Source organism: Xanthomonas hortorum, assembly GCF_024339125.1.
GTDB classification, from domain to species: Bacteria; Pseudomonadota; Gammaproteobacteria; order Xanthomonadales; family Xanthomonadaceae; genus Xanthomonas; species Xanthomonas hortorum.
In genome coordinates this window covers 1,919,608-1,944,918 of sequence record NZ_CP101417.1, presented here as the reverse complement: position 1 = coordinate 1,944,918, position 25,311 = coordinate 1,919,608, and the positions used below count along the sequence as shown (strand labels likewise).

Sequence of the window (25,311 nt, the reverse complement as noted above, 5' to 3'; positions counted from 1 at the left end):
AGAGCGGTTGATCTTTCGCTTTTCTGCAGGGCCCTTGCCGGCCTACCATCGCGGGACACGCCGCAAGTACGTCCGTGTAGGCTCTTACGCGGCATCCATGCCGCGTAAGGTCCCGCGACGGTAGGCCAGCAAGGACCAGTCGAGATGGTCGGTGGGCATTTTTTTCAACAAAGCGATCCGCAAACTTCCTGATGCGGTGTCCTCATCGCTTGCAGGACTCTTTGGCGGCATGGATGGATTCACGGCGTGTCCCACTAGCGTTGAAGGCACCGCGCCCTCTGCCAACGCGGCTTGGAGATATCCAAGTTGTCGGCTCGAAAACTTGATTGAGGTCGTCTGTAGACGCCATTGCTGTCATCAAGGGAGAAAGCAAAAAACCCGCGCATGCCTCTTAATTTCCGCGGGAAAATGTTGCAGCTGTATGTCACCGACCTCATCCGCACTGCACTCGTGCACAGTTCAGGCATGTCGCGATGATGCTCACATCTACGCACACGCGTTTCACTCCTGCATGGCCATGGTGGCGCCACGTTGGCGATCTGTATCCACAGACCGCATCCACCAGACAGCCGGAGACGACATGACCAATCACGACAGCAATCTAGACAAGCTGGATAAGCAGGAACGCGCAGCAGAAGCACAGGATTCGAATCGTGACCCGATCTCCGGTGCACCCGGATCGCATCCGGTTGGCGTGGGCGTTGGTGGCATCGCGGGCGGCGCTGCCGCAGGTGCGTTGGCCGGCACCGTGTTCGGCCCGCTGGGCACCTTGATCGGTGCGGCAGTCGGTGTTGTTGCTGGCGCTGCGGCCGGCAAGGGCGTGGCGGAACGCCTGGACCCGACCGTTGAATCCGAATACTGGCGCCAGGAACATCAGAACCGTCCTTACTACAAGGAAGGCACCGATTACGATCGCGATTACGCAACGGTTTACGGGTTCGGTCTGCAGGCACGCGAAACGCGTCCGACCAGCACCTGGGAAGAAACCGAAGCGACCCTGGCCGGCGAGTGGCCACGTAATCGTGGCGAATCGCGTCTGGAGTGGGACGATGCACGTCTGGCTGCACGCGATGCCTGGGAGCGCGCCGATCGCACGCACAGCGTGTATCGCGATGGCGACACCCACTACGAAGGTCGCTTCGACAGCGCAGGTTATCGCGATGCCGACTATTCGTACGACGATTATCGCCCGGCGTATCGCTACGGCATGCAGGCACGCCAGCAGCACGCCGGCCGCCAGTGGGACGACCATCTGGAACGCGACCTGGGCGATGGCTGGGACCGCTTCAAGTCCAACTCGCGTCTGAGCTGGGAAAAGGCCAAGCATGCCGTGCGCGAGGCATTCGACTCCGAGCATCACGACGAAGCCGCACGTCGTAACCCGACCGATCCACGCGTGTAGCCGTCTCGATCCAGCGCTTCACTGCAGTGAAAGCGAGAGCGTAATAAAAAGAACGGGCCCAGTGGCCCGTTTTTTTTGCCGCGCGTTCGTGATGATTGAACATGGCGTGATTAGCCACTGCGCCAGATCAACCGGAGGTCTTTTCCACTGCCCGGATATCGCCGAGAAACTCACGCGCGCCCTGCCCCGAAGACGACACCGCGTCGCCCTGCTCCTTGAGCAGCTGCTTGCGTGCGGCCACCACTTCCTTGGCCAACGCGATCCGACGCCCGACAACCTTTTCGGTCAACCAGTCGATCAATGCGCGCGTGTAATGCTGTTGATGCTCCTTGACGCTCAAGGCATGGTCGGCGCCGGCAATCACCCGCGTACTCAGCGAGCGCGCATTGACGAAGGCATCGGCGTAATTGCGCAACACCGGGTGCGGCACGATGACATCGTTTTCTGCTTCCACCAGCAGCACATCGCCCTTGTACTGCGCGCAGGCGGCCAGGGCGATGTTGTCATCGGGCGTCAGCGTGCGCTGGCGGTAGTCCATCAACTCCGGATCGGCATTGAGGCTGACCTTGGGGTGGTCCCAATGTTCGTCCTTGTAGAGTGCAGGCGAGCGCAATGCCAGCCATTCCACCGGGCGCTCGCGCGTCAGCAGTGCAGACAGATAACCGCCATAGCTCAGCCCAACCACGGCGATCGACTGCGCATCCACATACGGCAGATGCGCGAGCTGATCGTAGGCGGCCTTGATGTCGTCCAGGTTCTGCGCACGCGTCACTGTCTGGCGCATCGATGCGTAGCCTTCGTGACCACGCAGGTCGAAGGTCATGCAGATACAGCCCAGGCCCACCGCCTCGCGCGCGCGCAGCAGATTGTGGTGCTGGCTGCCACCCCAGCCGTGCACGAACAACACGGCCGGCATGCCAGACGGCGTGAGCAAGGTGCCGCTGAGCGCGTCCTGGTCGACAGGAATTTGGATGCTGGAAAGTTTGGCTTCCATTAGGTGCTGGATACCCTCCTGTATTTGTAGCGCGGACCTGGCCCGGCATGCTCGGCGCGGTAGTAGATCTGCGCATCGGCCGGCGGTTCGCCCTGATAGATCTCATGCGTGGATGCTGTCACCCATTGCAGTGCCGGGTCTTGCTGAAAGCGGGCGATTGCAGCGAGCTCGGCCGGGGTGGCGCCACCGACCCGCCAGGATTGCTCCAGCACGCCGCAGATCAGCCCAGCCTGCGCATCTTCACCGCTGACCACATCGTAATTGCGGCGCGAGATGTGCAACTCAGGATAGGCGGCGGTGATGAATCGATCGTATCTGCAGGCCTGTTCAACTACGTGTTTCTGCAATGCCGACAGCGCGGTGGCGGCCAGCGCTTCGAGCGATCCGCGATACACCTGCAGCGACGAGCCGCCATAGACCTCGTCATCCTGCGCGTTGCGCACGTTGCATTGCGTGCCGAAATAGGCGATCTGAATTCCGGCAACACACAACTCGCCAACGCTATGCGTGACTGCATGCAGGACGTTGCGCTCCAGCACGGCGCCGTGCGTCGCAAGATAGCAGTCAGGCAGGCTGTCCAGTGCATCTGCCAACTGCGCGGCATTGGCGATGCGCCATTGACCATTGCCACCGACGCCGGTCGGCAGCTTGAGTCGCACCCCTCCGCCTGCCAGCAATGCATCCAGCGCCTGCTCGGCATCGGCACGCGAAAACACCGTGTAGCCTGGTAGCGTGGCCGGGATCAGCGCGGTGGCTAGCGCCTGATTCCAACCAGGGATGCTGGCCGCATCGTCGGCGATCAGCGGATGACCAATCACCTTGGTCGCCAGAAACGCGTGCGGCACGATGCCACCCAGCAGATCGCCGTTGTCGTCGATTCCCAAGCAATGCGCCTGCTCGGTGGTCAGGGTCTCGTCGGGCACATGGAAGACTGCGGCATCATCAGCGACCGCTGTTGCATCATGCGCGCCCAGCAAGCGTTCAATTTCGCTGCACACCCACGCATGCGTGATCCGCTCATGGCCGTGTTCGGGCACCAGACGCGTGACGTGCCCCAGCACCTGCCGATACTGCTTGTGTGCCATCACGTTCCCCTCGCGGCGCTCGGCCGCTTGATCGTTCTGGCTCTAATCGCGCACCTGAAACCTGCAATGCGTTAGCGCACGCGGGTTGCGCTAGCGTTTCACTTCAGTACCAGGTAGACCCCGAGCACAATCACAAGCACCACGACTAGGCTGATGGCGACGCGCCCGCCACGCAACTCCAACAAGGCATGCCACCACACGCGTGCTTCCGATGTGCCGCTGGCGTGCTGCGGCTTGCTGCGACTGCTTTCGCTCTCCTGCATCCTAGGTGCTCTCTCCATTACGTCACTGCAGAGCTTACGGATCAGACGTTACACAGGTGTAGAGCGGTTCAGAATCTTCCGTAAAACACGGCTGTTTCTAGCGCAATTTATCGTATTCATCTTTGCACTGTGCTCGTTTGCGCGGCGCTCGATCCGCTCAAAGTGATACAGGCCGGTGCACGAGCCGAATGTGGTCGCTGCCGTCGACGCTGGAATTCGCAGGTCGGCCGCAGTGCATATGCAGCGTGTAGAGATCTATGAACACGCTGACCAATTAAGGCAATACGGCCGCACGAAGAGCCAATGGTCGCGTTCGATGATCATTCGTTGACATACCCGCAGTTACCCTGCACGTCAAGTTTGTTTAACCCGGACCACCCGAAGTCATGAGCAGAGACCCCTCCGTTATCGATGTACAAGCCGAAATCGCGCATTGGCAAGCGCGGCATGCCCAGGGCAACCTTGGTGCAGGCAAGTTCAGCGAGTTGTCACCGGTGGTGAAAATGGCCTGCGATATCTATCTGCAGGCACCGCGTTCAAGTGATCAGGAGCGTCTGCGATTGTTTCGCGACCGCCTGGAACATCACTTCATTTCATCCAACACCCAGTCCAATTACGAGCAGTTGGCCACCGATTGCTGGCAGCGTCTGGGCATGCGCAATAGTTGAGTACGTCAATGTCAGCAGGACCCGTTATTCATTGGAGAACGTCATGAAAACCCCGTATCAAGTGCAGCAGGAGCTGGAACGATTGGAGCGGTTGGTACCGCACATCGTCAGCGACCAGGGCGACCGCGCGGAGGACATCCTTGGCTTTCATGTGGCCAGTCTGTTGGGCAGTGCGCCGGCCAGCGAACACGCAGTGATTCGCGAACGCACCGCACGCATGACGCGTATCTGTCGCAGCGCGCAGGACGCAGTGCATGCACCGGCCAGGCCGATGGGCCTCGGGTCGGTAGCCCAGACCCAGTGGGCGTGAGTGCATAACTCCCCCGCGCATTATCGGAGCCGCACAGCGGCTCCTTTGCATTTTGCCGTCGGCACCTGCCGGCGGTTTCTTCAACGCTCAGGACGTCCATGAAATCCCTTCTTGTTGCTACCTCGTTGTTCGCCATGCTGACGCTTACCGCATGTGATCGCCCCGGCGGCGATGCCTCGCGCACCGCACCGGCGGTGTCGCCGGAACCCACTGCCGCACCGGTCAGCGGCACCGGCGCAGCCGAATTGGCCAAGGGCGATGGCGCGGTGCTGGGCGTGCTGGCGGCGCTGGATGAAAACGAAATCGCGCTGGCCAAGCAGGCCATCGCGCAGGACATGGGCGGCGCCACCGACGCATTCGCCAAGCAGATGCTGCACGACCACGAAGCCAATCTCGAAAAGTGCAAGGCCTTGGGTGCCACCGGCAGCGCGCGCGCCGATGCGATGCGCGCCAAGGGCAAGGCGTCAGCTGATGCGCTGTCGCAGACCTTGACCCTTCCCGACGGCAAGGATGCATATCGCAACGGCTTCATGCGCACCATGGTCATCGACCATGGCGACACCATCAAGATCATCGACTCCGAACTGCTGCCCGCCGCCGAAAGCGCTGCGGTCAAGCAGCATCTGGAAGAAAGCCGCCGCGTGGTGTCGGCGCACTTCGAGCGCGCCCACGCGGTGTCTTCGTCGAAGTAAGCGCTCGGCTGTTTTAACGATCGCGCAACGCGCCGGCTGGTCCGGCGCGTTTGCGTTTGGGCTGCGCGAAGCGATCACCTCGGTGCAACACGCCGTGATCCGATCGCAGCACCGGCAAGGCATCGACTTCACTCCACTGCCGTCCACCCTGGCCTATCGTGCCGCATCGCCTTGGCCCAGGAATCTCCACCATGCAGTTGCTCATTACCGGCGGCACCGGCTTTATCGGCCAGGCACTGTGCCCGGCCCTGCTGCGCGCCGGGCATCAGGTCAGCGTACTGACGCGCGATCCCCGCCGCGCCAGCCGCACCCTGCCCGGCATCACCGCCGTGGAGACGCTGGACGGCGTGCAAGCCGATGCCGTCATCAACCTGGCCGGCGAGCCGCTGGCGGCCGGCCGCTGGACCGACGCACGCAAGCAGCAATTTCGCGCATCGCGGCTGGGCATCACCCGGCAACTGCAGGCCTGGATCGCGCAGCAACCGGCCGAGCAGCGTCCGTCCGTGCTGATCTCCGGCTCGGCGGTGGGCTATTACGGCGAACGTGGCGACACCGCGCTGACCGAAGCAGACAGCGCCGGCAACGATTTTTCCGCCGTGTTGTGTCGCGACTGGGAGGCCGAAGCGGCCAAGATCGCCGCACTGGGCCCGCGCGTGAGCTGGGTGCGCACCGGTATCGTGCTCGACCGCGATGGCGGCGCGCTGGCGCGCATGCTGCCGGCGTTCCGCTTTGGCGGCGGCGGCCCGTTCGGCAATGGCGGCCACTGGATGAGCTGGATCCACCGCGCCGACATGGTCGCGCTGCTGCTATGGCTGCTCGAGCACGGCGAAGCCGGCGCCTACAACGCCACCGCACCGACCCCGGTCACCAACGCCGAGTTCGCGCGCACGCTGGCCCGGGTGCTGCACCGCCCGGCGCTGCTGGCGCTGCCCGCCGGCCTGCTGCGGCTGGGCTTCGGCGAAATGGCCGAGCTGCTGCTGATCAGCCAGCGGGTGCTGCCGCAGCGTGCGCTCGCAGCCGGCTTCCGCTTCCAGTACCCAGGCCTGGAAGCGGCGTTGCGCGCCATCCTGCAGCGCTGAGCGGCGCCACCGGCCCGGTGACTTCGGCCACCGGGACAACGCCGCTGGCCGCGCTGAAATGCGCGCCTGGGCCATGCACTAATATTTGCCTAATGGCGACCTCCGACAGTGGCGCGCATCTCGGACTGGCCCCGTGCCCGGCGGAACCTCTATGCACCTGCTCCTCGTCGAAGACGACACCATGCTGGCCAACGCGATCTGCGCCGGCGTGCGCCAGCAGTCCTGGACCATCGACCATGTCGGTAGTGCCAACGCCGCCAAGACCGTGCTGGTGGACCATCGCTATACGGCAGTGCTGCTGGATATCGGCTTGCCCGGCGAGTCCGGGCTGACCGTGATCCGCTTCATGCGCGGCCAGTACGACGCCACCCCGGTGATCGCTCTGACGGCGCGCGGCCAGCTCACCGACCGCATCCGCGGCCTGGATGCCGGCGCCGACGATTACCTGGTGAAACCCTTCCAGTTCGATGAGCTGATGGCGCGGCTGCGCGCAATCACCCGGCGCAGCCAGGGCCGCGTGGTGCCGCTGCTCACCCAGGGCGATGTCTGCGTGGACCCGAGCAGCCGCAAGGTCACCAGGGACGGCAAGTGGGTGGCACTGAGCGCGCACGAATACCGCCTGCTGCTCGCGTTGATGGAACGCGCTGGACGCGTGGTCACAAAGGATCAGCTGGAAGAAGGCGTCTACGGCGGCCCGTCCGAAGGCGGCAGCAACATGATCGCGGTGTATGTGCACCAGTTGCGCCGCAAGCTGGGCGACGAACTCATCTCCACCATTTATGGCCAGGGCTACATGGTCGGCAAGGCGCCCGAATGAAATCGCTGCAGGCGCGCATGCTGGCGGCGCTGGCCGCAATCGTGTTGCTGAGCTGGTCCACCTCGCTGTGGATCCTGGTCGCACTGGTCACCCAGGGCCATCACAGCGTGTTCGAGCAGGAGCTCAACACGTTCGGCGATCAATTGGTCTCCGTGTTACCGGACACGCTGGAGCATCGCTTCGATACCCCAGACCCTCCGGATGTGGCAGACATCCAGACCCCGATGGGCAACGCGTCCTCGCGCATCAGCCTGAAGCAGACGCTCACTGCCATCGTGTTGAATACCTCGCAGCTAGCGATCCTGGGCCTGCTGATGTGGTGGGCGGTGCGCACCTCGCTCGGGCCGCTGCGCGCTGTTTCGCTCGCCATTGCGCAACGCACCGGGCTGGATACCGAACCGGTGCCGCTGGGCCAGGTGCCGGATGAAATCCGTCCGCTGATCGGCTCCTTCAACACCTTGCTGGCGCGGGTGGAAAAAACCGTGCAGGCCGAACGTGATTTCGTTGCCGATGCCGCACACGAATTGCGCACCCCGCTGTCGGCGCTGCATGCCTATGCCGAAGTCGCGCTGCGTGCGCCCACGCTGGAAGCCAAGGATGCGGCGCTGCAACAGCTGCTGGAAACCGCACGCCGCAGTAACCGTCTGGCCGAGCAATTACTGGACCTGGCGCGGCTGGATGCAGGCATCACATCGGCGGCGTATCAGCAGGTCGATATGGGCGAATTGATCACCCATGTGCTGGACGAATTCAGCGTGCAGGCCGATGCGCGCCACATCACTCTGCAGCTGGAAGCCGCGCCGTGCACCCTGCGTTGCGATGTGGACGCAGTGGGGATCCTGATCCGCAATCTGGTCGACAACGCCATCCGCTACGGCCGCACCCATGGCACGGTTGAAGTGAGTTGCGGCTTTTGCCTGCGCGCCGATGTGCTGCACCCGTTCGTGCAGGTCAGCGATGACGGCCCCGGCGTGCCGGAGAGCGCACGCGCGTCCATCTTCGAACGCTTTTACCGGGTTGCCGACAGCGAGGTGCAAGGCAGCGGTATCGGGCTGTCGTTGGTGGCCGGCATCGCACGGCTGCACGAAGCCACCATCGAAACCTGCGAAGGCAACGAGGGACGTGGCCTGTGCGTGCGCGTGGTGTTTGCCAGCGACAGTGCGCGCATTAGCGACTGACTGCAGTCCGCGCACCGCAATGGCGCGCCGACGATACCAATAGGTTTCCAAAACCGCTTGCCTAGAGTGCACTCACCGCACGCGTCCAGGATGCATGGTGATGTTCCACTCGATCCGTTCCACCCATCTCGCTCCGGCAGCCGTCTCGCTGCTGGCACCGCACATCGCCGCCAACGACAGCGTCACGACCGCTGTCAATGCTGCGACGCCTGCGCCGGAATTCCGCTGCGGCCGCACCGGCACGCGTAATCGCGAAATCTGGAGCGCGCTGCCGGATATCCGCAGCGCGCGCGATGCCCGCCGACTGCAGTACTGGGCAAAAAGCAGTGTGTTGTTCGTTGCCGCAGCGGTGGTCTTTGCGCTGGCCTTGGCCAGTTTCTTGATGCATTGAGCGCTGGGCATCGGCTGTGTGCTGTTGCAACGCCATTCCCTCTTCTTCAGGTACTTTTTCATGTCGCACTCTTTTTCTCTCCGTTGCTGCGCGCTCGTAATGGTTAGCGTGACGCTGATCGGCTGCGCCAGCACGCGTCCGATGCCGTATAGCCAACTGCCTTCTGCCAGTTATTTGCGCCCGCACGACGGCAGCCGCGGCGACCGCATGCCGTATTCCTACAAGAGCGAAGTGGATTGGACCCGCTACCGTGCCGCGCTGATCGAGCCGGTGAGTATCTATCGCGGCCCGGACGCGCAATTCGAAGACGTGGCCGAGCAGGACAAACGCATGTTGGCCGACTACATGCAGCAGGAGTTCGGCAATGCGATCGGACAACGCTGGCAGCGTGCGACCACGGCAGAGCGCGACAGCTTACGTGTACGCATCACATTGACCGGCGCCAAGCCCAGCAAGCGCGTACTCGGCACCTTCATGAAGGTGGATATCGGCGGCGGTTCCTACAACGCAGTGCAGGCCGCGCGCGGCAAGGAGGGCGCGTTCTCCGGCTCGGTCAGCTATGCGGTGGAAATCTTCGATGCACAGAGCAATCGCCTGCTCGCTGCCTATGTCGAAAAGCAGTATCCGAGCGCGATGAACATCAAGGCCAGCCTGGGTGCATACGACGCGGCAAAAGCCGGCATTCGCAAGGGTGCCGAGCAGTTGGTCAAAGGGATGGAGTAACTCCCTTCTCCCATCGGGAGAAGGTGGCGCGTAGCGCCGGATGAGGGTACGAGCGAAGCCTCGTGCAGTTGGAACGACACGAGGGCTTCGCCCCGCACCATCAGCGCGTCACGCGCTTGGCCACTTTCTTGCCGATGGCCTTGCGGGCGGCGGTGGTCTTGGCCACTGCGCGCGTTGCCGGGGTCTTGGTCACCTTGGCGGCTTTCTTCAACGCGGTCTTGGTTACCGCCTTCTTGATCGGCGCCTTCTTCACGGCTGCCTGCTTGGTCGCGGTCTGCTTGGCCACTGGCGCTTTCTTGGCCGTGGTCTTGGCAATGGTTTTGGCGACCGGCTTCTTGACGGCAGCCGACTTGGCCGCAGCCTTCTTCGCTGCCGAACGCGCGCCGACCGTCGCCACCGCGCTCTTGCGCGCTGCGCTCTTGGCGGCAGTCTTGGCAGTCAATGCAGCCGCTTCGGCCTTGGCGTTGGCCTTGGCGGTTTCCAGCTTCTGCCTGGCGCTGGCCTTGGTGCTGGCAAGTTTCTGCTTGGCCGCAGCGGTGCTGCTGGTCAGCTTCTGCTTGGCCGCATCCTTGGTCGCGGTCAACTTCTGCTTTGCTGCGTCTTTGGTCGTGCTCAGCTTGTGCTTGGCCGCGTCTTTGGTGGCCGTCAGCTTGTCCTTGGCAGCCTCTTTGGTCGACACCAGCGAGCGCTTGGTCTTGGCTACGCTGCGCGTGACGGCAGTGGCCGCTTCATTGGCTTTTTTGACCACGCGTTTTTCGACCTTGACCACGGCCTTGCGTGCCTTGGCCACGCGCGTCTTGACCTCTTCCACCGCCGTGCCGGCCGCGTCCTGCACGCTGGCAACCGCATCGCTGGTGGTGCTGGCGATGGTTTCGGTCAGCTCGGTGGCCGTGCTTTTTACGCTGTCGACGGCGTCGGACAGGGTTGCCGTCACACCATTGCCGTTGCTCATAGACCCTCCTTAAGGGCGTCATTTCTGAAAAACGCAGGCGATGCACGACGGCATGCGTATGCTGAACAGGCATCGGACCAAGCGGACGCTACGCCGGGCTCAAGCGGCTGTCAACGCAGGGCCTGCAAGGGGTGCGCGGCGCTTTCACCAGGAGTTAAATCGCGCACTGGCACTCTCGTTCAGCTTGATTTACGCAGTCAGACGCCCTATTCCTCTTCCACCGCGTAACCGGATTCCGTTGCATGCGACCGCTGCCTACCCTGCTGACACTTTCATTGGCCGCCGCGTTCGGCGGATTTGCCGCCACCGGCATCAATGCCTGGCTGGACAACCGTGCCGAGGCCACCCCGGCCGGCACTGCGTCCTTCACCCTGCCCGCGGCTGCCGCGCTGCCGGCTGCGGTCGCCGGGCAACCGGTGCCGTCGTTGGCGCCGATGCTGCAGCAAGCGATGCCGGCGGTGGTGAGCGTCAACACCAAGCAAGTGGTACGCGTGCGCAATCCGTTCTTCAACGACCCGATCCTGCGCCGGCTGTTTCCGGAAATTCCGCAGGACCGCATCAACGAATCGCTGGGCTCGGGCGTGATCATCGATGCGCAAAAGGGCTATGTGCTGACCAACCACCACGTCATCGAGAATGCCGACGACGTGCAGGTCACGCTGGGCGACGGGCGCACCGTCAAGGCCGACTTCATCGGTTCCGACGCCGACACCGATATCGCGCTGATCCGCATCAAGGCCGACAAGCTCACCGACATCAAACTGGCCGATAGCAGCGCGTTGCGCGTGGGCGATTTTGTGGTGGCGATCGGCAACCCGTTCGGCTTCACCCAGACGGTCACCTCCGGCATCGTCTCGGCGGTGGGCCGCAGCGGTATTCGCGGGCTGGGCTACCAGAACTTCATCCAGACCGATGCTTCGATCAATCCGGGCAACTCCGGTGGCGCGCTGGTCAATCTGCAAGGCCAGCTGGTGGGCATCAATACTGCCAGCTTCAATCCACAGGGCAGCATGGCCGGAAATATCGGGCTGGGCCTGGCGATCCCCTCTAACCTGGCGCGCAATGTGGTGGAGCAATTGGTCACCAAGGGCGTGGTGGTGCGCGGCACGCTCGGGTTGGAAACCCAGAACCTTACCCAGCAGATGCTGCAGGGCCTGGGTGTGGATTCGTTGCGCGGCGCTCTGGTAACGCGCGTGTTGCCAGGTTCCGCTGCTGCGGCCGCAGGCGTGCAGCCGGGCGATGTGGTGGTGGCGGCCAACGACCAACGCGTGGACAGTGCCGAAGCCTTGCACAACTACGAAGGCCTGCAAGCGGTAGGAAGTGCGGTGACCTTGGAGATTCGTCGCGACGGCAAACCGCTCAAGCTCAGCGCCACACTGAAAGAGCAGGATCGCGCGGTCACCGGCGACATGCTCGACCCACGCCTGGGCGGCGCCACCTTTGTGGACCTGCCCGAATCGCTGCGCCAATCCGGCATTACCGGGGTGATGGTCAGCGAGGTCAAACGCGGCGGTCGTGCCGCAGCCAATGGCCTGGTCAGCGGCGATGTGATCGTGGCCAGCAGCGTGGGCGAGTTTGCCGATCTGGCCAGCTGGCGCGCCAACTTTCAACGTAAACCGCAGCAATTGGTCGTACGCATCTTGCGTGGCAACGCGCAGTACGACGCGTTGATGCGTTGACGTGGCGTGCACTGCGATGCACGTCCACTAACACCCCCTACACCGCAGCGATGCTATTGCTGCACCACGCCCGCATGCTGTCGCGGCTGCCATCAATGACCGAAGGAGATATTGCATGAGCCCCACCAATACCGATCAGCTGAAAGAGAATCTGAGCGAAGCCAGCACCCACCTGAAGTCCGCTGCCAGCGCTGCAGGCGAAGCGGTCAAGGGCGCCACCAGCGCTGCGGGCGATGAGCTCAAGCTCGGTCGCGCCAACGTCAAGGCAGAGCTGTCCGACACCGCACTGGCCGGCATGGCGGCTGCAGAGTTCGGCGGCGCCGCTGCCAAAGAGCAACTCGATGTGCTGGTCAGCAAGGGCAACGACCTGCTGGAAAGCGCCACCGATCTGATCCGCGAGCGTCCGCTGGCAGCGTTTGGCGTTGCATTTGCGACCGGCTGGATCATTGCCAAGCTGGCACGCAGCAACGACAACTAAGTCGTGAGCGATCAGGCCTCTACAGCTGGAGCATCCGACGCGCCCAACGCGCGTGCGGAAACGCCAGGACTGGACGAAAGCGTGCGTGCGGTCGGCGTTGCCGGTCGTGCGACGCTGGGCTCGGCCAAGGACACCAGCCGCGCACTACGCCGGCTGGTGTCGGCCGATCTGCAACTTGCACGTAGTGCCTTCGGGCGCGGCCTGGCATGGGCATGCGTTGCCGTGGTCTTCGGCGCTTCGTCATGGTTGTTGTTGGCAGGCGCGATCATCGCGTTGTTGCAGCGCGCCGGGTTGTCGTGGTTCCAGGCAATGTTCTTCACCGCGTTGGCCAGCTTGCTGGTCACCGGCATCGCGGCGTGGCGGGTGTTCTTCTACTTCGATCACACCGGCTTGAATGCGACACGTCGCCAGTTGATCAAGCTGGGCATCTTCGATGACAGCAATGACGACGACGATGCCACTGCATCGCCCAGCAATGGAGCGCGTACATGAAGTTTGGCACCTTGCGTCAGCGCGTCGAGCGCGCTGAATTTCTGGTGGAAGGGCGCGCCCAAGAAACGCGTCAGCATTGGGGTGAATTACGCCAGACCTGGCGTGCTGGCTGGTCGCCGCTGCGCATCGTGGTGGTGGGTTTCGGACTGGGCTTTGTCACTGGCCGCAACGAACCGCAAGCCGCGCTTGGCAGCATCGCCAGCAAGCTGGGCGGTATCCCGAAGATCCTGCAGATGATCAGCACGATCTCTGCACTGTTTACCGCACATCGCGCGCAGGAGGCCTCCGAGCAGGCCGAACGTGCGGCCGACAACGCTGAAGAGGTTGCTGCCGATCCGCCGGTGACCGTGGTGCAGGCGCCGGTAGACCGCGCAGCCTGATTGCTGCGCTGAAGGCGGCCACCGTGTGCCTTTGTGTACTGTCTGTGCGGCCGAGTCCGCCAACGAATTTTCGATACTGACGTGATGCGCACAGACTCTGTGCGCGCTGTTGACGCGTTCTGCCGATAATGGCCCACCGCTGGCACCACGCCAGTCTGCTGCCAGGGCGCGCATGTCTCTTCCCATCGACTCATTGGATGCTGCCGTCCCGGCAGAATCGCTCCCGCCCCCACCGGCACCGCGCCCGCGGGCCCCGGCCTCGTTGGTGGTGCTGGCCACGCTGGCGGTGGGCTACACCTTGTGGGCAGCGCAGACGATCATCCTGCCGGTGATGCTGGCGGCGTTCTTCGCTCTGATCGGCAATCCCATCCTGCGCGGCCTGCGCAAGCTTTATATCCCACGTTTTCTTGGCGCCTTCATGGTGTTGTGCCTGGGTCTGGCCGGCACCGTGGCGCTGGCCGCGCAATTGGCCGGCCCGGCTGCGGAATGGGTGCAGCAGGCACCGCGGCAGATGCGCCAGATCGCGCGCGATGTGCGCGATCTCACCAAACCGGTGATGCAGGCCAACCAGGCCGCGGAAAATTTTGCACGCGCGGCCGGCGGCGAAGGCCAGCGCAATGTGCAGATCGTGCGCACGCAGATGGACGACCCGTACAAGGCGCTGGTGCGTACGCCCAAATTGGCCGCCTCGGTGCTGGCGGTAGTGCTGCTGACGTTCTTCTTCATGGTCTATGGCGAAAGCCTGCAGCGGCATGCGATCGCCTTGCTGCCCAATCGACAGCAACAGCGCTTCACCACCGAAATCATGCTGGACATCGAACGCGAGGTCTCGCGCTATGTGCTCACCATCAGCGTGATCAATACGCTGGTCGGTCTGGTCTTCGCCGGCATCCTGTATGCGCTCAAGATTCCGCTGCCCGAAGCATTGCTATGGGGCACGGTCGTGGCGCTGCTCAACTTTGCGCCGTATGTGGGCCCGCTGATCGGCGTGATGCTGATGCTGCTGATGGGTTTTGTGGAATTTCGCACCACCTTGTCGGCGATGCTGCCGGCAATCCTGTATCTGGCGCTGCACACCATCGAAGGCCAGGTAGTGACCCCGATCGTGCTGGGCCGACGCATGGCAATCTCGCCGCTGATGTTGATTTTGGCGCTGATGCTGTTCGGCTGGCTGTGGGGCATGGTGGGCCTGCTGCTGGCGGTGCCGCTGCTGGTCTGCATCAAGATGGTGCTGAGCCGGGTGGAGGGGATGCAGCGTTGGGCCAGGCTGCTTGAGTAGCCGGGAATCGGGAATCGGGAGTTGGGAATCGCAAGAGCAGAGGCGCCGCTCTACCCATTCTCGATTCCCGACTCCCCATTCCCGGCATTACAATCTCGCGATGAGCTTCCACATCAGCGCCATCACTCTCGACCTCGACGATACGTTGTGGCCCTTTGCGCCGATCGGGGCGCGGATCGATCAGGTGCTGTACGACTGGATGCGCGAGCACAGCCCGGTCACTGCCGAGCGCTTCCCGGTAGAGGCAATGCGCGAACTGCGCGAGCGCAGCTTTGCCGACAACCCGCACCTGCATCACGACCTCAGCGCGCTGCGCCGGTTGACGCTGGAAATGGCACTGCGCGAGAGCGGCGGCGATCTGGCGTTGCTCGAACCCGCCTATGAGGTGTTCTACGCCGCGCGCAACCAGGTGGAATGCTATCCGGACGCGCTCGACGCACTGGCGCGCATTGCCGCACATGTGCCGGTGGCGGCGCTCAGCAACGGCAACGCCGATCTTCAGCGCATCGGGCTGATGCACCACTTTGCGTTTCAGCTGGGCTCGCGCGAACACGGCAGCGCAAAACCCGACCCGAGCATCTTCCTGGCCGCATGCGCGCGGCTGGACGCGCCGCCGGCCCAGGTGCTGCATGTGGGCGACCACGTGCGCATGGACGTGCTGGGCGCGCTGGATGCCGGCTTGCGCGCATGCTGGATCAATCGCGAAGGCGCGCAATGGTCGCACCCCACACAGCAGCCCGATCTGGAGTTCGACTCCATGGCCGGGCTGGCCGATTGGCTCGACGCACACCGGCCGCATCCAGGCGCCGCACACGATGGCGTCCGCCTTCCCGCCTGAGCCACTATTGCTCGGCGCACGGCGCCGCATTCAAGGATTCCCATGTCGCAGCTCACCGGTTTCATCGATCCCAACGCCGCCGCGTTGCCGCTGTATGTGCTCGACCGCGCAGGCTTTGCAGGTTGGTGCGCCGAGCAGCCCACGCGCGTGTTGGCGTGGGCGCAGGCGCAGCGCTTCGATGCCACACAGGGCAGCGTGTTGTTGTTGCCAGGCGAAAACGGGCTGGCCGGGGCGATCCTGGGCATTGGCGACCGCGCCGATGCCTACGCCTACGCACATGCACCGATGGCGTTGCCGCCGGCGAGCCGCTGGACGCTGGCCAGCGCATTGAGCGACACCGAACAGGCGCTGCTGCACCTGGGCTGGGGCTTGGGCGCGTATCGCTTCTCGCGCTATCGCAAGGTGCCGCGTGCACCGGCCGAACTGGCGGCTGCGCCATCGGCGGAAACCCGCGCCTTGATCGAAGCTTGCTTACGCGTGCGCGACTTGGTCAACACACCCACCGAAGACATGGGCCCGCAACAGCTGGAAGATGCCACGCGCGCACTGGCGCAAACGCATGGCGCGCAGGTCGAGGCGATCGTCGGCGAGCAGTTGCTGGCGCAGAACTTCCCCACCATCCATGCAGTGGGACGCGCCTCGCATCGCGCGCCGCGTCTGATCGCGCTGCGCTGGGGCGCGGCCGAGCATCCGCATCTGGTGCTGGTCGGCAAGGGCGTGTGCTTCGACACCGGCGGGCTGGATCTGAAACCGGCCGACGGCATGCGCAACATGAAAAAGGATATGGGCGGTGCGGCGCATGCATTGGCCCTGGCCGGCCTAGTGATGGCGCAGCAGTTGCCGGTGCGGCTGACCTTGCTGATTCCTGCGGTGGAAAACGCGGTTGGCCCGGATGCGTTCCGCCCCGGCGAAGTCATCACCACCCGCGCCGGCGTTACGGTGGAAGTGGACAACACCGATGCCGAAGGCCGCCTGGTGCTGTGCGATGCGCTGAGCTACGCCACCGAGCAGCGTCCCGATCTGATCCTGGATTTCGCCACGCTCACCGGTGCCGCGCGCATCGCGCTTGGCCCGGATCTGCCTGCGCTGTTCGCCAACGACGATGCTCTGGCGCAGGCCTGGCTGAGCGCCGGCGAGCAGACCCGCGACCCGGTCTGGCGCATGCCGCTGTGGCGCCCGTACCTGCGCTATCTCAACAGCCACGTGGCCGACATGGCCAACGCCGGCTCGCGCATGGCCGGCGCCGTCACTGCCGCGCTGTATCTGGAGCGCTTCGTCGCACCCGGCCAGCGATGGGCGCATCTGGACGTGTACGCCTGGAACGACAGCGACCGCCCCGGCCGCCCGGCCGGTGGCGAAGCATTGGCGTTGCGCTCGGCTTACGCGATGCTCAAGCAGCGTTACGGTGGCTGAGGCCGGCTGGCGACACAGCATTGGCCACACTGGCCTTCGTTGACGCGTGATGTGATGTCGGCAATTGCAGAAACGTTGATCGGATTGAAGCTGCCTGATCAGACCGCACCGCATGCACTGCTCGCAACCATGCACACCGACCATCTCCACTGGTCCTTGCCCGCCCACCCTCGCGGGACCTTACGCGGCATGGATGCCGCGTAAGAGCCTACAGGGACGTACTTGCGGCGTGTCCCGCGATGGTGGGCGGGCAAGGACCCTGCAGCCAAGTCGCAGCACCAATGCTCTACAACCGACGCATCCAGACCGTTCGATTACTCTCTCAAGGTGACCGAGCGCTCGAGCTTCAGCGTCATCTGGAGATCCCCAAGCCGAGCGGGTCGAAGGCGTAATGCCCTCAGCACGCTGCGCCATTGCCCGTCATCGGGATCATTCATCGGCCGCTTTGGTGGCAGCATCACACAGTAGACGCACTGGAGCGTGGACTATTCGCCGACGGGTCGTGCCTGCGCCGCACGTTGGCGGGCCTGACCATCTCTGCGCCGCACATTGTCTTACTGCATTGACTCAGTACCGCATCGACCCTCATTGCATCGCCCACCGGAGTCAGCCATGAACGTGCCACCTCCCTCTCCACCGCCGCAGCGCTCACGTGCTGTGCCGCCGCTGCTCGGCATCGCTGCGATTGCCGGCGGCATCGCGGTGGCGTTTGCCTGGACCGCCGGCTGGATCGGTAGCGACCGGCTCACCGCCGCGCGCATGACCGACACCATCGAATCCAGCGGACCGCCGCATCCGGGCTTTCGCCGCGCGCACACCAAAGGCGTGTGTGTGAGCGGCGAATTCAAGGCCAGCGGCAAGGCGACCTGGCTGTCGTCGGCACGCATCTTCAGCCAGGCCAGCACGCCGGTGCTCGGGCGCATGTCGATCGGCGGCGGCGACCCGCATGGCGCCGATGGCGCCGCGCGCGTACGCAGCATGGCGCTGCTGTTGCGCAGCGACGACGGGCAGGAATGGCGCACCGCGATGAACAGTTTTCCGTTCTTCGTGGTGGCCACGCCCGCCGGTTTTCAGGCGCTCAATGTGGCCTCCAAGCCGGACCCGGCCACCGGCAAACCCGATCCGGCCAAGCTGGCCGCGTTCGGCAAGCAGTATCCGGAGGCGGCCAAGTTTCAGCAGTGGGCCAAGACCGCGCCGTGGTCGGATAGTTGGGCCAACACGCAGTACAACGGGGTGAATTCCTTCCGCGCCATTGCCGCCGATGGACGCGAGCGTTACATCCGCTGGTCGATGCGCCCGCATACGCCGTTCAAGGAATTGAGTGCCGAGCAGCGTGCCAAGGCCGATGGCGATTTTCTCGCCACCGATCTCGATCAACGTCTGGCGCAGGGACCGTTGCGTTGGGACATGGTGCTGACCATTGCCGAACCGGGCGATGCGGTGGACGATCCTTCGCAGCCGTGGCCGGAGAGCCGCAAGCAGATCGTGGCCGGCACCGTCTCGATCGATCATGCCGAGCCGCAGGCCACCGGCCCGTGCCGCGATCTCAACTACGACCCGCTGATTTTGCCCAAGGGTATCGCCGGATCGAACGACCCGATCCTGGCGGCGCGTTCGTCGGTGTATTCGCAATCGTTCAATCGGCGCGAGCATGAGATCGCCAACGGCCAAGGCAGTGCCGCCACCGGCCAGGGAGCCCACCCATGAGCAGCCATACCCACTTCAATCTGCCCGCACGCGTGCTGCATTGGTTGATGGCCGCGATGATCCTGACCATGTTGTTCGTCGGCGTAGGCATGGTGGCCTCGGTCACGCAGCGGCCATGGTTGATCGATCTGCATCGTCCGCTGGGTATCACGATCCTGATCCTTGCGGTGCTGCGCTTGATCAACCGCCTGCGCAACCGCCCGCCGCCGTTGCCGGCCGATCTGCCGGCGTGGCAAAAAGCTGCTGCGATCGCCTCGCACTGGTTGCTGTATGCGTTGATGCTCGGCATGCCGCTGATCGGCTGGGCGATGTTGTCGGCCGGCGCGTATCCGATCGTGTTGTGGCCTGGCGCGCAATTGCCGCCGATCGCACCGCACGATCCTGCGTTGTACGCGTGGCTACGTAGCGCACATGGCTGGTTGGCGTATCTGTTGTTTGCCACCGTGCTGGGGCATCTGAGCGCGGCGTTGTTTCATGCATGGGTGCGCCGGGACGGCGTGTTTTCCAGCATGGCGCGTGGGGAGCGGTCTGCGCGTTGATGAGTGGGTGCGTGGTTGAGGACGTGTTGCACAGCGTGATTGCACTGCGCGGACGTACCCTCACCCCAACCCCTCTCCCGAGGTGAGAGGGCTAATGCTTAACGCTGGCGCTTTGTTTCAGCCGCTGGCGTAAATGCGTCGATGCCTTTGCCAGTCGCGGCCCAGTAAATCCCGCCGTAAAGATGATCTAAATAGCGCGGGTCGTTATACGCCTCGGCCAAATGGCCGAGCGCGGTGGCGAATACGCGGCCGCCTTCGAAATGGTGATACCACGCCACCGGATGCTGTTTGCCCATGCCCTTGGCGACCTGCCCAGGCCAGATCAGCGTGGGGTCGTAGCTGGTCTCGTCCACCGTCAACAGCGTGACCAGGTCATCGCTGTACGGCGGGTCGTATTCGTACCATTCGTCGGTCCACACCCATCGTTTGGGCAGGCCGGCAGTGGCGGGGAAGTTGGCGTCCACCACATCCACCATCGCCGTCTGCATGTACGGATGGGTCCGGAACGAGCGGCCGATCAGATGGTCGTACCACTCCCACTCGCCGCGCTTGATCGCAAAGGCCTTGTGCACCGCGACCACGCCGCCGCCGTTGCGCACGTACTTCTGGAAGTTCGCACGCTGAGTGGGATCCAGATCGGTGGCCGGTGTATTGAGCAGCACGATCGCCGCATATTGCGACAGATCGCCATCGAAGGCCTTGGCATTCCACGCCCATACCAGCTCGACATAGTGCTTGCGCGCCATCGCTTCGAATTGCGGCTTGGCCACCGGGATATAGTCGTGGTGATACTGGTTGGGAATGGCCGCCACCAATATCTTGAATTGCTCGGCGGATGCATTGAATGTGCAGGCAACTAGCAGAACCAACAGCCACAGATATTTCATGCAGTTCGCTCGCGATGATCACTCGTTCGGCAGTGTACCTGCGTGCGTGCGGCATGCTTTTTAGAGTGGCTGACAAATCGCGGCGAGTAGTTGTCTGCGGACTGCGGACTCTGCTGACTGCGTAATCAGAACCGAGGCGCGCCAGCGGTGCATGCTGTACCTAGCACCTGCTGCGCCCGCCTGGTAGTGAGCGCAGTCGTATTGTTAGCCGCACCTGGGCACGGTTGGAAGCTGCCTGCTGCGGCAGTGCACGATCGATGCGCGACATTGCGCGGCCAATGCCATCCAGGGTTGCGCTCGCTGGCACCGCAACGCAACGCGTCTGCGTCAATGCTTCAGAGCCAGCCCTTCTGCCGCGCCAACCGATACGCTTCGATACGATTGGCAACGCCCAGCTTGCCGATGCATTCGGACAGGTAGTTGCGCACCGTGCCATGCGACAGCTGCAGCTGCTGCGCAATCTCGCTGGCCGAGCGGCCTTCGCCAGCCAACCGCAACACGGTGCGTTCGCGTTCGCTCAAGGGGTCGGCCTCCACCCACGCGTCCACTGCCAGTTGCGGGTCGATCACCCGCCCGCCACGTTGCACCTGACGCAGCGCGCTGACCAGTTGTTCGGCTGGCGCATCCTTGAGCAGATACGCGGCGACGCCGGCATCCAACGCGCGGCGCAAAAACCTGGGGCGGGCGAAGGTGGTGACGATCATCACCCGCACCGGCAGTGCCTGGCGCTGGATGCGCTGGGCCAGTTCCAGGCCGGTCAAACCGGGCATTTCGATATCGGTGATCAATACATCCGGTTGCAGGCGTTGCAATTCGCGCCAGGCACTTTCGCCATCGCCCGCGCTGCCGACCACCTCGATATCGTCTTCCAGTCCAAGCAAGGCGACCAATGCGCCACGCAGCAGCGCCTGGTCTTCGGCCAACAACACCCGGATCATCGCGCGCGCTCGTATGCAGACAATGGTGGCGCACGATAGCAGCGGTGACACCTGCCGTGCATTGAGTGAGGTGCAGTCGGCGCAGGTGCAATCAACGCGACTGCGGCATCAACGGGACCGGCAATGGCGGCTGCGCCGTCGCCAGTGTCGGCCGCGGCAACGGCACGCTGGCGCGCAGGCGCATGCCGCGCGGCAGGGCCTCCACCTCCAGCGCGCCACCCAGTCCATGCAGGCGCGTGCGCATGCCGTCCAGGCCATTGCCGGGCACGATCACACCACCGCGCCCGTCATCGGTGATTTCAAGCAGCGCGTGTTCGCCCTACGTGCGCAAGCTCACGCGCACACGTCTGGCCTGCGCATGCCGTTGCACGTTTGTGGCCGCTTCGCGCACCACCAGGGCCAGTGCAGTCTCGTGTTCGGGCGGCAATGCCAGCGCTTCCAGCTGGTGTTCCAGCACGATGCCGTCCATGTCCAGCAATACACGTGCCGATGCCAGCTCGGCCACCAGCCCGGCGGCGCGGATGCCGGTGACCGCACGCCGCACCTGCGCCAAGGCATCGCGCGAAATCTGCGCCACTGCATCGATCTCGCTGCGCGCGGCCTGCGGGTCGCGCTCGATCAGGCGCGCGGCCAGATCGGACTTGAGCGCCACCAACGACAAGGTGTGGCCGAGCAGATCGTGCAGGTCGCGCCCGATGCGCTCGCGCTCGGCGGTGGCGGCCAATCGACGTACTTCGTCCTGCGACAGCCTTAACAACGCGTCCTTGCGTTCGTTGATGCTGTAGACAGCCCCAACCGCAGCCATGCCCAGCACCGACACCGGCAACCACACCAGCGACTGCAGGCGCATCCCCAGCCAGTGCGCCCAACCAAGGTACAGCGCGTTCATCACCACCAGCATCGCGAAGTGCCGCCACACCGCATGCCGCGTGGATGGGCGCAGGCTCAGGCAGGCGAACACGAAATAGCTGATGCCCGAGGGATACACCGGCAGCAACGCGGCACTGAGCACGCCCATCGCCCAGGCATAGCGATACAGGGTGCCGCGCGGCGCCAGCAACATGCGCGCGTACAGCAGCAGGAACCCCGGGTACGACAGCAGCGTGCACAGCAGCCAGGTGCTGTCGTACCCGCGCGAGGAAAACACCGGCACCACGAACACCCAGCTCGACCACAGCAGGTGCACGCCATCCATCCACGGCGACTGGCCTTGCGCCAGCCGTGCTGCAACCTGCGAATTGGCGGCGGGGCGAAGCCAGCCGGGAAGCCATAAGCGCATCGGGATGGGTCCCTGTGAGTGATCGGATTCTGCCACTGCCGGGCCCGCCGCGTGACGCGACGCTGCGGGCCGCTGCGGGCGAGCGGTCTCATGCATCTGCAGCGCCCGATTGCGTAGGTACGTGGCAATCCCTTGAAACAGCGAGCGGCACGCACAGGCAGTGCAGGTGGACGCAGAGCATGGCGATTCCGGCAGTCATGACGGTGGCGCAGCGTGGTCCAGCACTACGAGCGCTGCCAGTCGCCGCTGTCATGGCGTGCAGGTGACAGCTGTCACTGGCGGCCGACGCCGCCGTGGTCGCATGCTGCGCAGCACCTTGCAGTAGCGTTGGATCGCACGACCGTTCGTCGCCGCAGCTGTGTTGGTGACTTCCGGCAGCTTGCGGCGGCGCCTGCGGCCCGTCACATTTTGCGCAGCATCCCGTCCTGGTCATCGATGAATACTTCCGCCGATCTACTCAAGCAACTCCGCATCGACCGCCAGCGTCCTGCCGCCCCTGAGCCTGCACGGCGCGGTGGCTGGATCATCGCTGCCGTTGTCATCGTGATCCTTTTGGCGGCTGCGGCGTGGTGGTTCACCCGCCGCCCGGTGGCGAAGGTGCAGACCGCGCCGGTGGTGGCGATCAGCGCCGGCAGCAGCAGCGCCTCGGTGCTGGATGCGTCGGGCTATGTGGTAGCGCGGCGCATGGCCACGGTGTCGGCGCAGGTCACCGGCAAGGTGCGCGAGGTGATGATCGAAGAAGGCATGCGGGTCGAACAAGGCCAGGTGATGGCCACGCTGGACCCGCTGGATGCCGAAGCGCAGCGCACGCTGTCCGCATCGCAACTGTCTGCCGCACGCAGCCAGGTCGACAACATGCAGGCGCAACTGGCGGTGGCCAATGCCGATGCCACGCGGTTGCAATCGCTGGTCGGCGCGCAACTGGTCTCACGCTCGCAGTACGAACAGGCCACCGCACAGCGCGACGCCTTGCGCGCACAGCTGCAGAACGCGCAACGCAATGTGCGCGTGGCATCGGACCAGCTGGCAATCTCAGCAATCCGCTCGGACTTCAACGTGGTGCGTGCACCGTTTGCCGGCGTGGTCACCGCCAAGGCTGCGCAACCCGGCGAAATCGTCTCGCCGTTGTCGGCCGGCGGCGGCTTCACCCGCACCGGCATCGGCACCATCGTGGATATGGAATCGCTGGAGATCGAGGTGGAAGTCGGCGAGTCCTACATCGGCCGCGTGCAGCCGAAGATGCCGGTGGAAGCGGTACTCAACGCCTACCCGGAATGGGAGATTCCCGGCGAAGTGATCGCCATCATTCCCACCGCCGACCGCGGCAAGGCCACGGTGAAAGTGCGCGTGGCCTTCAAGGTCAAGGACCCGCGCATCGTGCCGGAGATGGGCGTGCGGGTGAGCTTTCTCGAACAGGCCAAACCGCAGCAAGCCAGCAAGCCGCAGGGCGTACGCGTGCCGGCGGCCGCGCTGGTCGAACGCGACACGCGCACCGTGGCGTTCGTGGTGGGCGAGCGCAACACCGTCAGCGCGCAGACGGTCACTCCCGGCATGGTGATGGGCGCGGACCGCCAGGTGTTATCCGGCCTGAGCGCAGGCGACAGCGTGGTGCTGGATCCACCGCAAAGCCTGAAAGACGGCGACACGGTGGCCGAAGCGGAAGCGGACGCTGCCGAGTAACGGCAGCGACGGATGCAGTAGAACGCAGGTTGCAAAGCCGCTCAGGGAGCGCGGCGCCTACGTCGGCATTTAGAGCGGCTAGTAAAACGTAGTAAGCGGTCGTCAGGCGAGCGCGGAGTAGTTTTGTTAGTTGCTCTTCGTCGTATGCGCATCTCTGCGCCAGATCGCGCTGTGGGTGAATAAAACGCAATTCAACACGTCCCAAAGAACGCAATGTCGATCTTGATCCGCATCAAACGTCGTGAACGGTCATTGCAGAAGTAAAACCCTCGGGCGTCACCGCCAAACGCAGTCGAGCACTTCGTCCGGTAGTCGCGTCTTTCGTTGCACGGCGCTGCACTGCCCTGCAACGCCACAGTCATCGCATCTCGCCTTGCCGCTTCAATGCAATCGCAATCGCAATCGCAGTCGCAGTCGCAGTCGCCATGCCGCACCGCCCTCACTCTTCCCATTGCACCGCCAGGAGTCGCCATGACCGCTCTCGTCAGCTTGCGCAACATCACCAAGACCTACCAACGCGGCCCCGAGCAGGTGCAGGTGTTGCACGGTATTGACCTGGACATTGCCAACGGCGACTTCGTCGCATTGATGGGTCCGTCCGGTTCGGGCAAGACCACCTTGCTCAATCTGATCGGCGGCCTGGACAGCCCCAGCGGCGGCGAGATCGAGATTCAAGGCGAGCGCATCGATCGCATGAGTGGTGGCCAGCTCGCGACCTGGCGCAGTCACCACGTCGGCTTCGTGTTTCAGTTCTACAACCTGATGCCGATGCTCACCGCGCAGAAGAACGTGGAGCTGCCGTTGCTGCTCACCTCGCTCAATGCTGCGCAACGCAAACGCAATGCGGAAATCGCACTGACCCTGGTCGGCCTGCAGGAACGCCGCACCCATAAACCCAGCGAGTTATCCGGCGGCCAGCAGCAACGCGTGGCGATCGCGCGCGCGATCGTGTCCGACCCGACTTTCTTGATCTGCGACGAACCCACCGGCGATCTGGATCGCCACAACGCCGAAGAAATCCTGCGCCTGCTGCAGGAACTCAATCGCGAACACGGCAAGACCATCGTGATGGTCACCCACGACCCCAAGGCCGCCGAGTACGCCACCCATACCATCCACCTGGACAAGGGCGAGCTGGCCGACGCGCCGCTTGTGCTCTAAAGGAGTG

At 64.0% G+C, this 25,311-nt stretch carries 26 protein-coding genes and 1 pseudogene; 20 read left to right on the top strand and 7 right to left on the bottom strand.

Features of this window, described 5'->3' with window-relative positions:
• Positions 1-580: 580 nt before the first annotated feature.
• A complete protein-coding gene (locus tag NMB96_RS08145; RefSeq protein WP_115039477.1) occupies positions 581-1,402 on the top strand; it encodes a hypothetical protein in 822 nt (273 codons plus the stop codon).
• A gap of 127 nt (positions 1,403-1,529) precedes the next feature.
• On the opposite strand, the gene NMB96_RS08140 is transcribed toward NMB96_RS08145, so the two are convergent.
• The 3 genes from NMB96_RS08140 to NMB96_RS08130 all read right to left on the bottom strand — a co-directional run bounded on the left by NMB96_RS08140 (position 1,530) and on the right by NMB96_RS08130 (position 3,744).
• On the bottom strand, positions 1,530-2,396 hold the full coding sequence (locus tag NMB96_RS08140; RefSeq protein WP_023905496.1) for an alpha/beta hydrolase family protein: 867 nt from the start codon (positions 2,394-2,396) through the stop codon (positions 1,530-1,532).
• Positions 2,396-3,481, bottom strand: coding sequence for a DUF3182 family protein (locus NMB96_RS08135; protein ID WP_255086644.1), 1,086 nt, complete (start codon positions 3,479-3,481; stop codon positions 2,396-2,398). The genes NMB96_RS08140 and NMB96_RS08135 overlap by 1 nt, the downstream gene beginning before the upstream one ends.
• A 98-nt stretch (positions 3,482-3,579) precedes the next feature.
• The gene (locus NMB96_RS08130; RefSeq protein ID WP_023905498.1) at positions 3,580-3,744 is read right to left on the bottom strand and encodes a hypothetical protein; all 165 of its coding nucleotides are present in this window, start codon (positions 3,742-3,744) and stop codon (positions 3,580-3,582) included.
• 386 nt (positions 3,745-4,130) lie between these two features.
• Here NMB96_RS08130 and NMB96_RS08125 point away from each other — a divergent pair, with 386 nt between their 5' ends.
• The 8 genes from NMB96_RS08125 to NMB96_RS08090 all read left to right on the top strand — a co-directional run bounded on the left by NMB96_RS08125 (position 4,131) and on the right by NMB96_RS08090 (position 9,602).
• The gene (locus NMB96_RS08125; protein ID WP_006450952.1) at positions 4,131-4,412 is read left to right on the top strand and encodes a hypothetical protein; all 282 of its coding nucleotides are present in this window, start codon (positions 4,131-4,133) and stop codon (positions 4,410-4,412) included.
• A gap of 43 nt (positions 4,413-4,455) precedes the next feature.
• Positions 4,456-4,722, top strand: coding sequence for a hypothetical protein (locus NMB96_RS08120; protein ID WP_023905500.1), 267 nt, complete (start codon positions 4,456-4,458; stop codon positions 4,720-4,722).
• Positions 4,723-4,820: 98 nt separating this feature from the next.
• Entirely contained in the window at positions 4,821-5,414 is a 594-nt protein-coding gene (locus NMB96_RS08115; protein WP_006450950.1) for a DUF4142 domain-containing protein, read from the top strand.
• Positions 5,415-5,605: 191 nt separating this feature from the next.
• Positions 5,606-6,493: a TIGR01777 family oxidoreductase gene (locus NMB96_RS08110; protein WP_023905501.1), complete on the top strand. Its 888-nt coding sequence runs from the start codon at positions 5,606-5,608 to the stop codon at positions 6,491-6,493.
• Between the two features lie 151 nt (positions 6,494-6,644).
• Entirely contained in the window at positions 6,645-7,310 is a 666-nt protein-coding gene (locus NMB96_RS08105) for a response regulator transcription factor (RefSeq protein WP_006450948.1), read from the top strand.
• A complete protein-coding gene (locus tag NMB96_RS08100; RefSeq protein ID WP_255086643.1) occupies positions 7,307-8,488 on the top strand; it encodes a sensor histidine kinase in 1,182 nt (393 codons plus the stop codon). Before NMB96_RS08105 ends, NMB96_RS08100 begins: the two co-directional genes overlap by 4 nt.
• A gap of 100 nt (positions 8,489-8,588) precedes the next feature.
• Entirely contained in the window at positions 8,589-8,879 is a 291-nt protein-coding gene (locus tag NMB96_RS08095; protein ID WP_255086642.1) for a hypothetical protein, read from the top strand.
• 60 nt (positions 8,880-8,939) lie between these two features.
• Entirely contained in the window at positions 8,940-9,602 is a 663-nt protein-coding gene (locus NMB96_RS08090) for a DUF3313 domain-containing protein (protein WP_229009573.1), read from the top strand.
• Between the two features lie 100 nt (positions 9,603-9,702).
• On the opposite strand, the gene NMB96_RS08085 is transcribed toward NMB96_RS08090, so the two are convergent.
• Positions 9,703-10,554 carry a histidine biosynthesis protein HisIE gene (locus tag NMB96_RS08085; RefSeq protein ID WP_255086641.1) on the bottom strand — a complete coding sequence of 284 codons (852 nt, stop codon included), beginning with the start codon at positions 10,552-10,554 and terminating at the stop codon, positions 9,703-9,705.
• Positions 10,555-10,796: 242 nt separating this feature from the next.
• Between NMB96_RS08085 and NMB96_RS08080 the strand changes: the two genes are divergently transcribed.
• From NMB96_RS08080 to NMB96_RS08040, 9 genes are all read left to right on the top strand, one after another.
• Entirely contained in the window at positions 10,797-12,233 is a 1,437-nt protein-coding gene (locus NMB96_RS08080) for a Do family serine endopeptidase (protein WP_006450943.1), read from the top strand.
• A gap of 115 nt (positions 12,234-12,348) precedes the next feature.
• Positions 12,349-12,711 carry a hypothetical protein gene (locus NMB96_RS08075; protein ID WP_006450942.1) on the top strand — a complete coding sequence of 121 codons (363 nt, stop codon included), beginning with the start codon at positions 12,349-12,351 and terminating at the stop codon, positions 12,709-12,711.
• A gap of 3 nt (positions 12,712-12,714) precedes the next feature.
• The gene (locus NMB96_RS08070; RefSeq protein WP_255086640.1) at positions 12,715-13,203 is read left to right on the top strand and encodes a phage holin family protein; all 489 of its coding nucleotides are present in this window, start codon (positions 12,715-12,717) and stop codon (positions 13,201-13,203) included.
• The gene (locus NMB96_RS08065; RefSeq protein ID WP_023905508.1) at positions 13,200-13,583 is read left to right on the top strand and encodes a hypothetical protein; all 384 of its coding nucleotides are present in this window, start codon (positions 13,200-13,202) and stop codon (positions 13,581-13,583) included. Before NMB96_RS08070 ends, NMB96_RS08065 begins: the two co-directional genes overlap by 4 nt.
• 172 nt (positions 13,584-13,755) lie before the next feature.
• Positions 13,756-14,862: an AI-2E family transporter gene (locus NMB96_RS08060; RefSeq protein ID WP_043889516.1), complete on the top strand. Its 1,107-nt coding sequence runs from the start codon at positions 13,756-13,758 to the stop codon at positions 14,860-14,862.
• 100 nt (positions 14,863-14,962) lie between these two features.
• On the top strand, positions 14,963-15,700 hold the full coding sequence (locus NMB96_RS08055) for an HAD family hydrolase (RefSeq protein WP_023905510.1): 738 nt from the start codon (positions 14,963-14,965) through the stop codon (positions 15,698-15,700).
• 42 nt (positions 15,701-15,742) lie between these two features.
• Entirely contained in the window at positions 15,743-17,113 is a 1,371-nt protein-coding gene (locus NMB96_RS08050; RefSeq protein ID WP_023905511.1) for a leucyl aminopeptidase family protein, read from the top strand.
• A gap of 612 nt (positions 17,114-17,725) precedes the next feature.
• Positions 17,726-18,820, top strand: coding sequence for a catalase family peroxidase (locus NMB96_RS08045; RefSeq protein ID WP_023905512.1), 1,095 nt, complete (start codon positions 17,726-17,728; stop codon positions 18,818-18,820).
• The gene (locus tag NMB96_RS08040; RefSeq protein WP_023905513.1) at positions 18,817-19,359 is read left to right on the top strand and encodes a cytochrome b; all 543 of its coding nucleotides are present in this window, start codon (positions 18,817-18,819) and stop codon (positions 19,357-19,359) included. The genes NMB96_RS08045 and NMB96_RS08040 overlap by 4 nt, the downstream gene beginning before the upstream one ends.
• Positions 19,360-19,457: 98 nt before the next feature.
• Here NMB96_RS08040 and NMB96_RS08035 read toward each other — a convergent pair whose 3' ends face one another.
• The 3 genes and pseudogenes from NMB96_RS08035 to NMB96_RS08025 all read right to left on the bottom strand — a co-directional run bounded on the left by NMB96_RS08035 (position 19,458) and on the right by NMB96_RS08025 (position 22,463).
• Positions 19,458-20,246 carry a ThuA domain-containing protein gene (locus NMB96_RS08035; RefSeq protein ID WP_255086639.1) on the bottom strand — a complete coding sequence of 263 codons (789 nt, stop codon included), beginning with the start codon at positions 20,244-20,246 and terminating at the stop codon, positions 19,458-19,460.
• 335 nt (positions 20,247-20,581) lie between these two features.
• Positions 20,582-21,184: a response regulator transcription factor gene (locus NMB96_RS08030; RefSeq protein WP_255086638.1), complete on the bottom strand. Its 603-nt coding sequence runs from the start codon at positions 21,182-21,184 to the stop codon at positions 20,582-20,584.
• Positions 21,185-21,275: 91 nt separating this feature from the next.
• A pseudogene (locus tag NMB96_RS08025) lies at positions 21,276-22,463 on the bottom strand (sensor histidine kinase).
• A gap of 435 nt (positions 22,464-22,898) precedes the next feature.
• On the opposite strand from NMB96_RS08025, the gene NMB96_RS08020 reads away from it, so the two are divergent.
• Together NMB96_RS08020 and NMB96_RS08015 are read left to right on the top strand one after the other, a co-directional pair.
• Entirely contained in the window at positions 22,899-24,143 is a 1,245-nt protein-coding gene (locus NMB96_RS08020) for an efflux RND transporter periplasmic adaptor subunit (protein WP_255086637.1), read from the top strand.
• A gap of 471 nt (positions 24,144-24,614) precedes the next feature.
• Positions 24,615-25,304 (top strand): ABC transporter ATP-binding protein, encoded by a 690-nt coding sequence (locus NMB96_RS08015; protein ID WP_006448816.1) that lies wholly within the window; start codon positions 24,615-24,617, stop codon positions 25,302-25,304.
• Positions 25,305-25,311 lie beyond the last annotated feature (7 nt).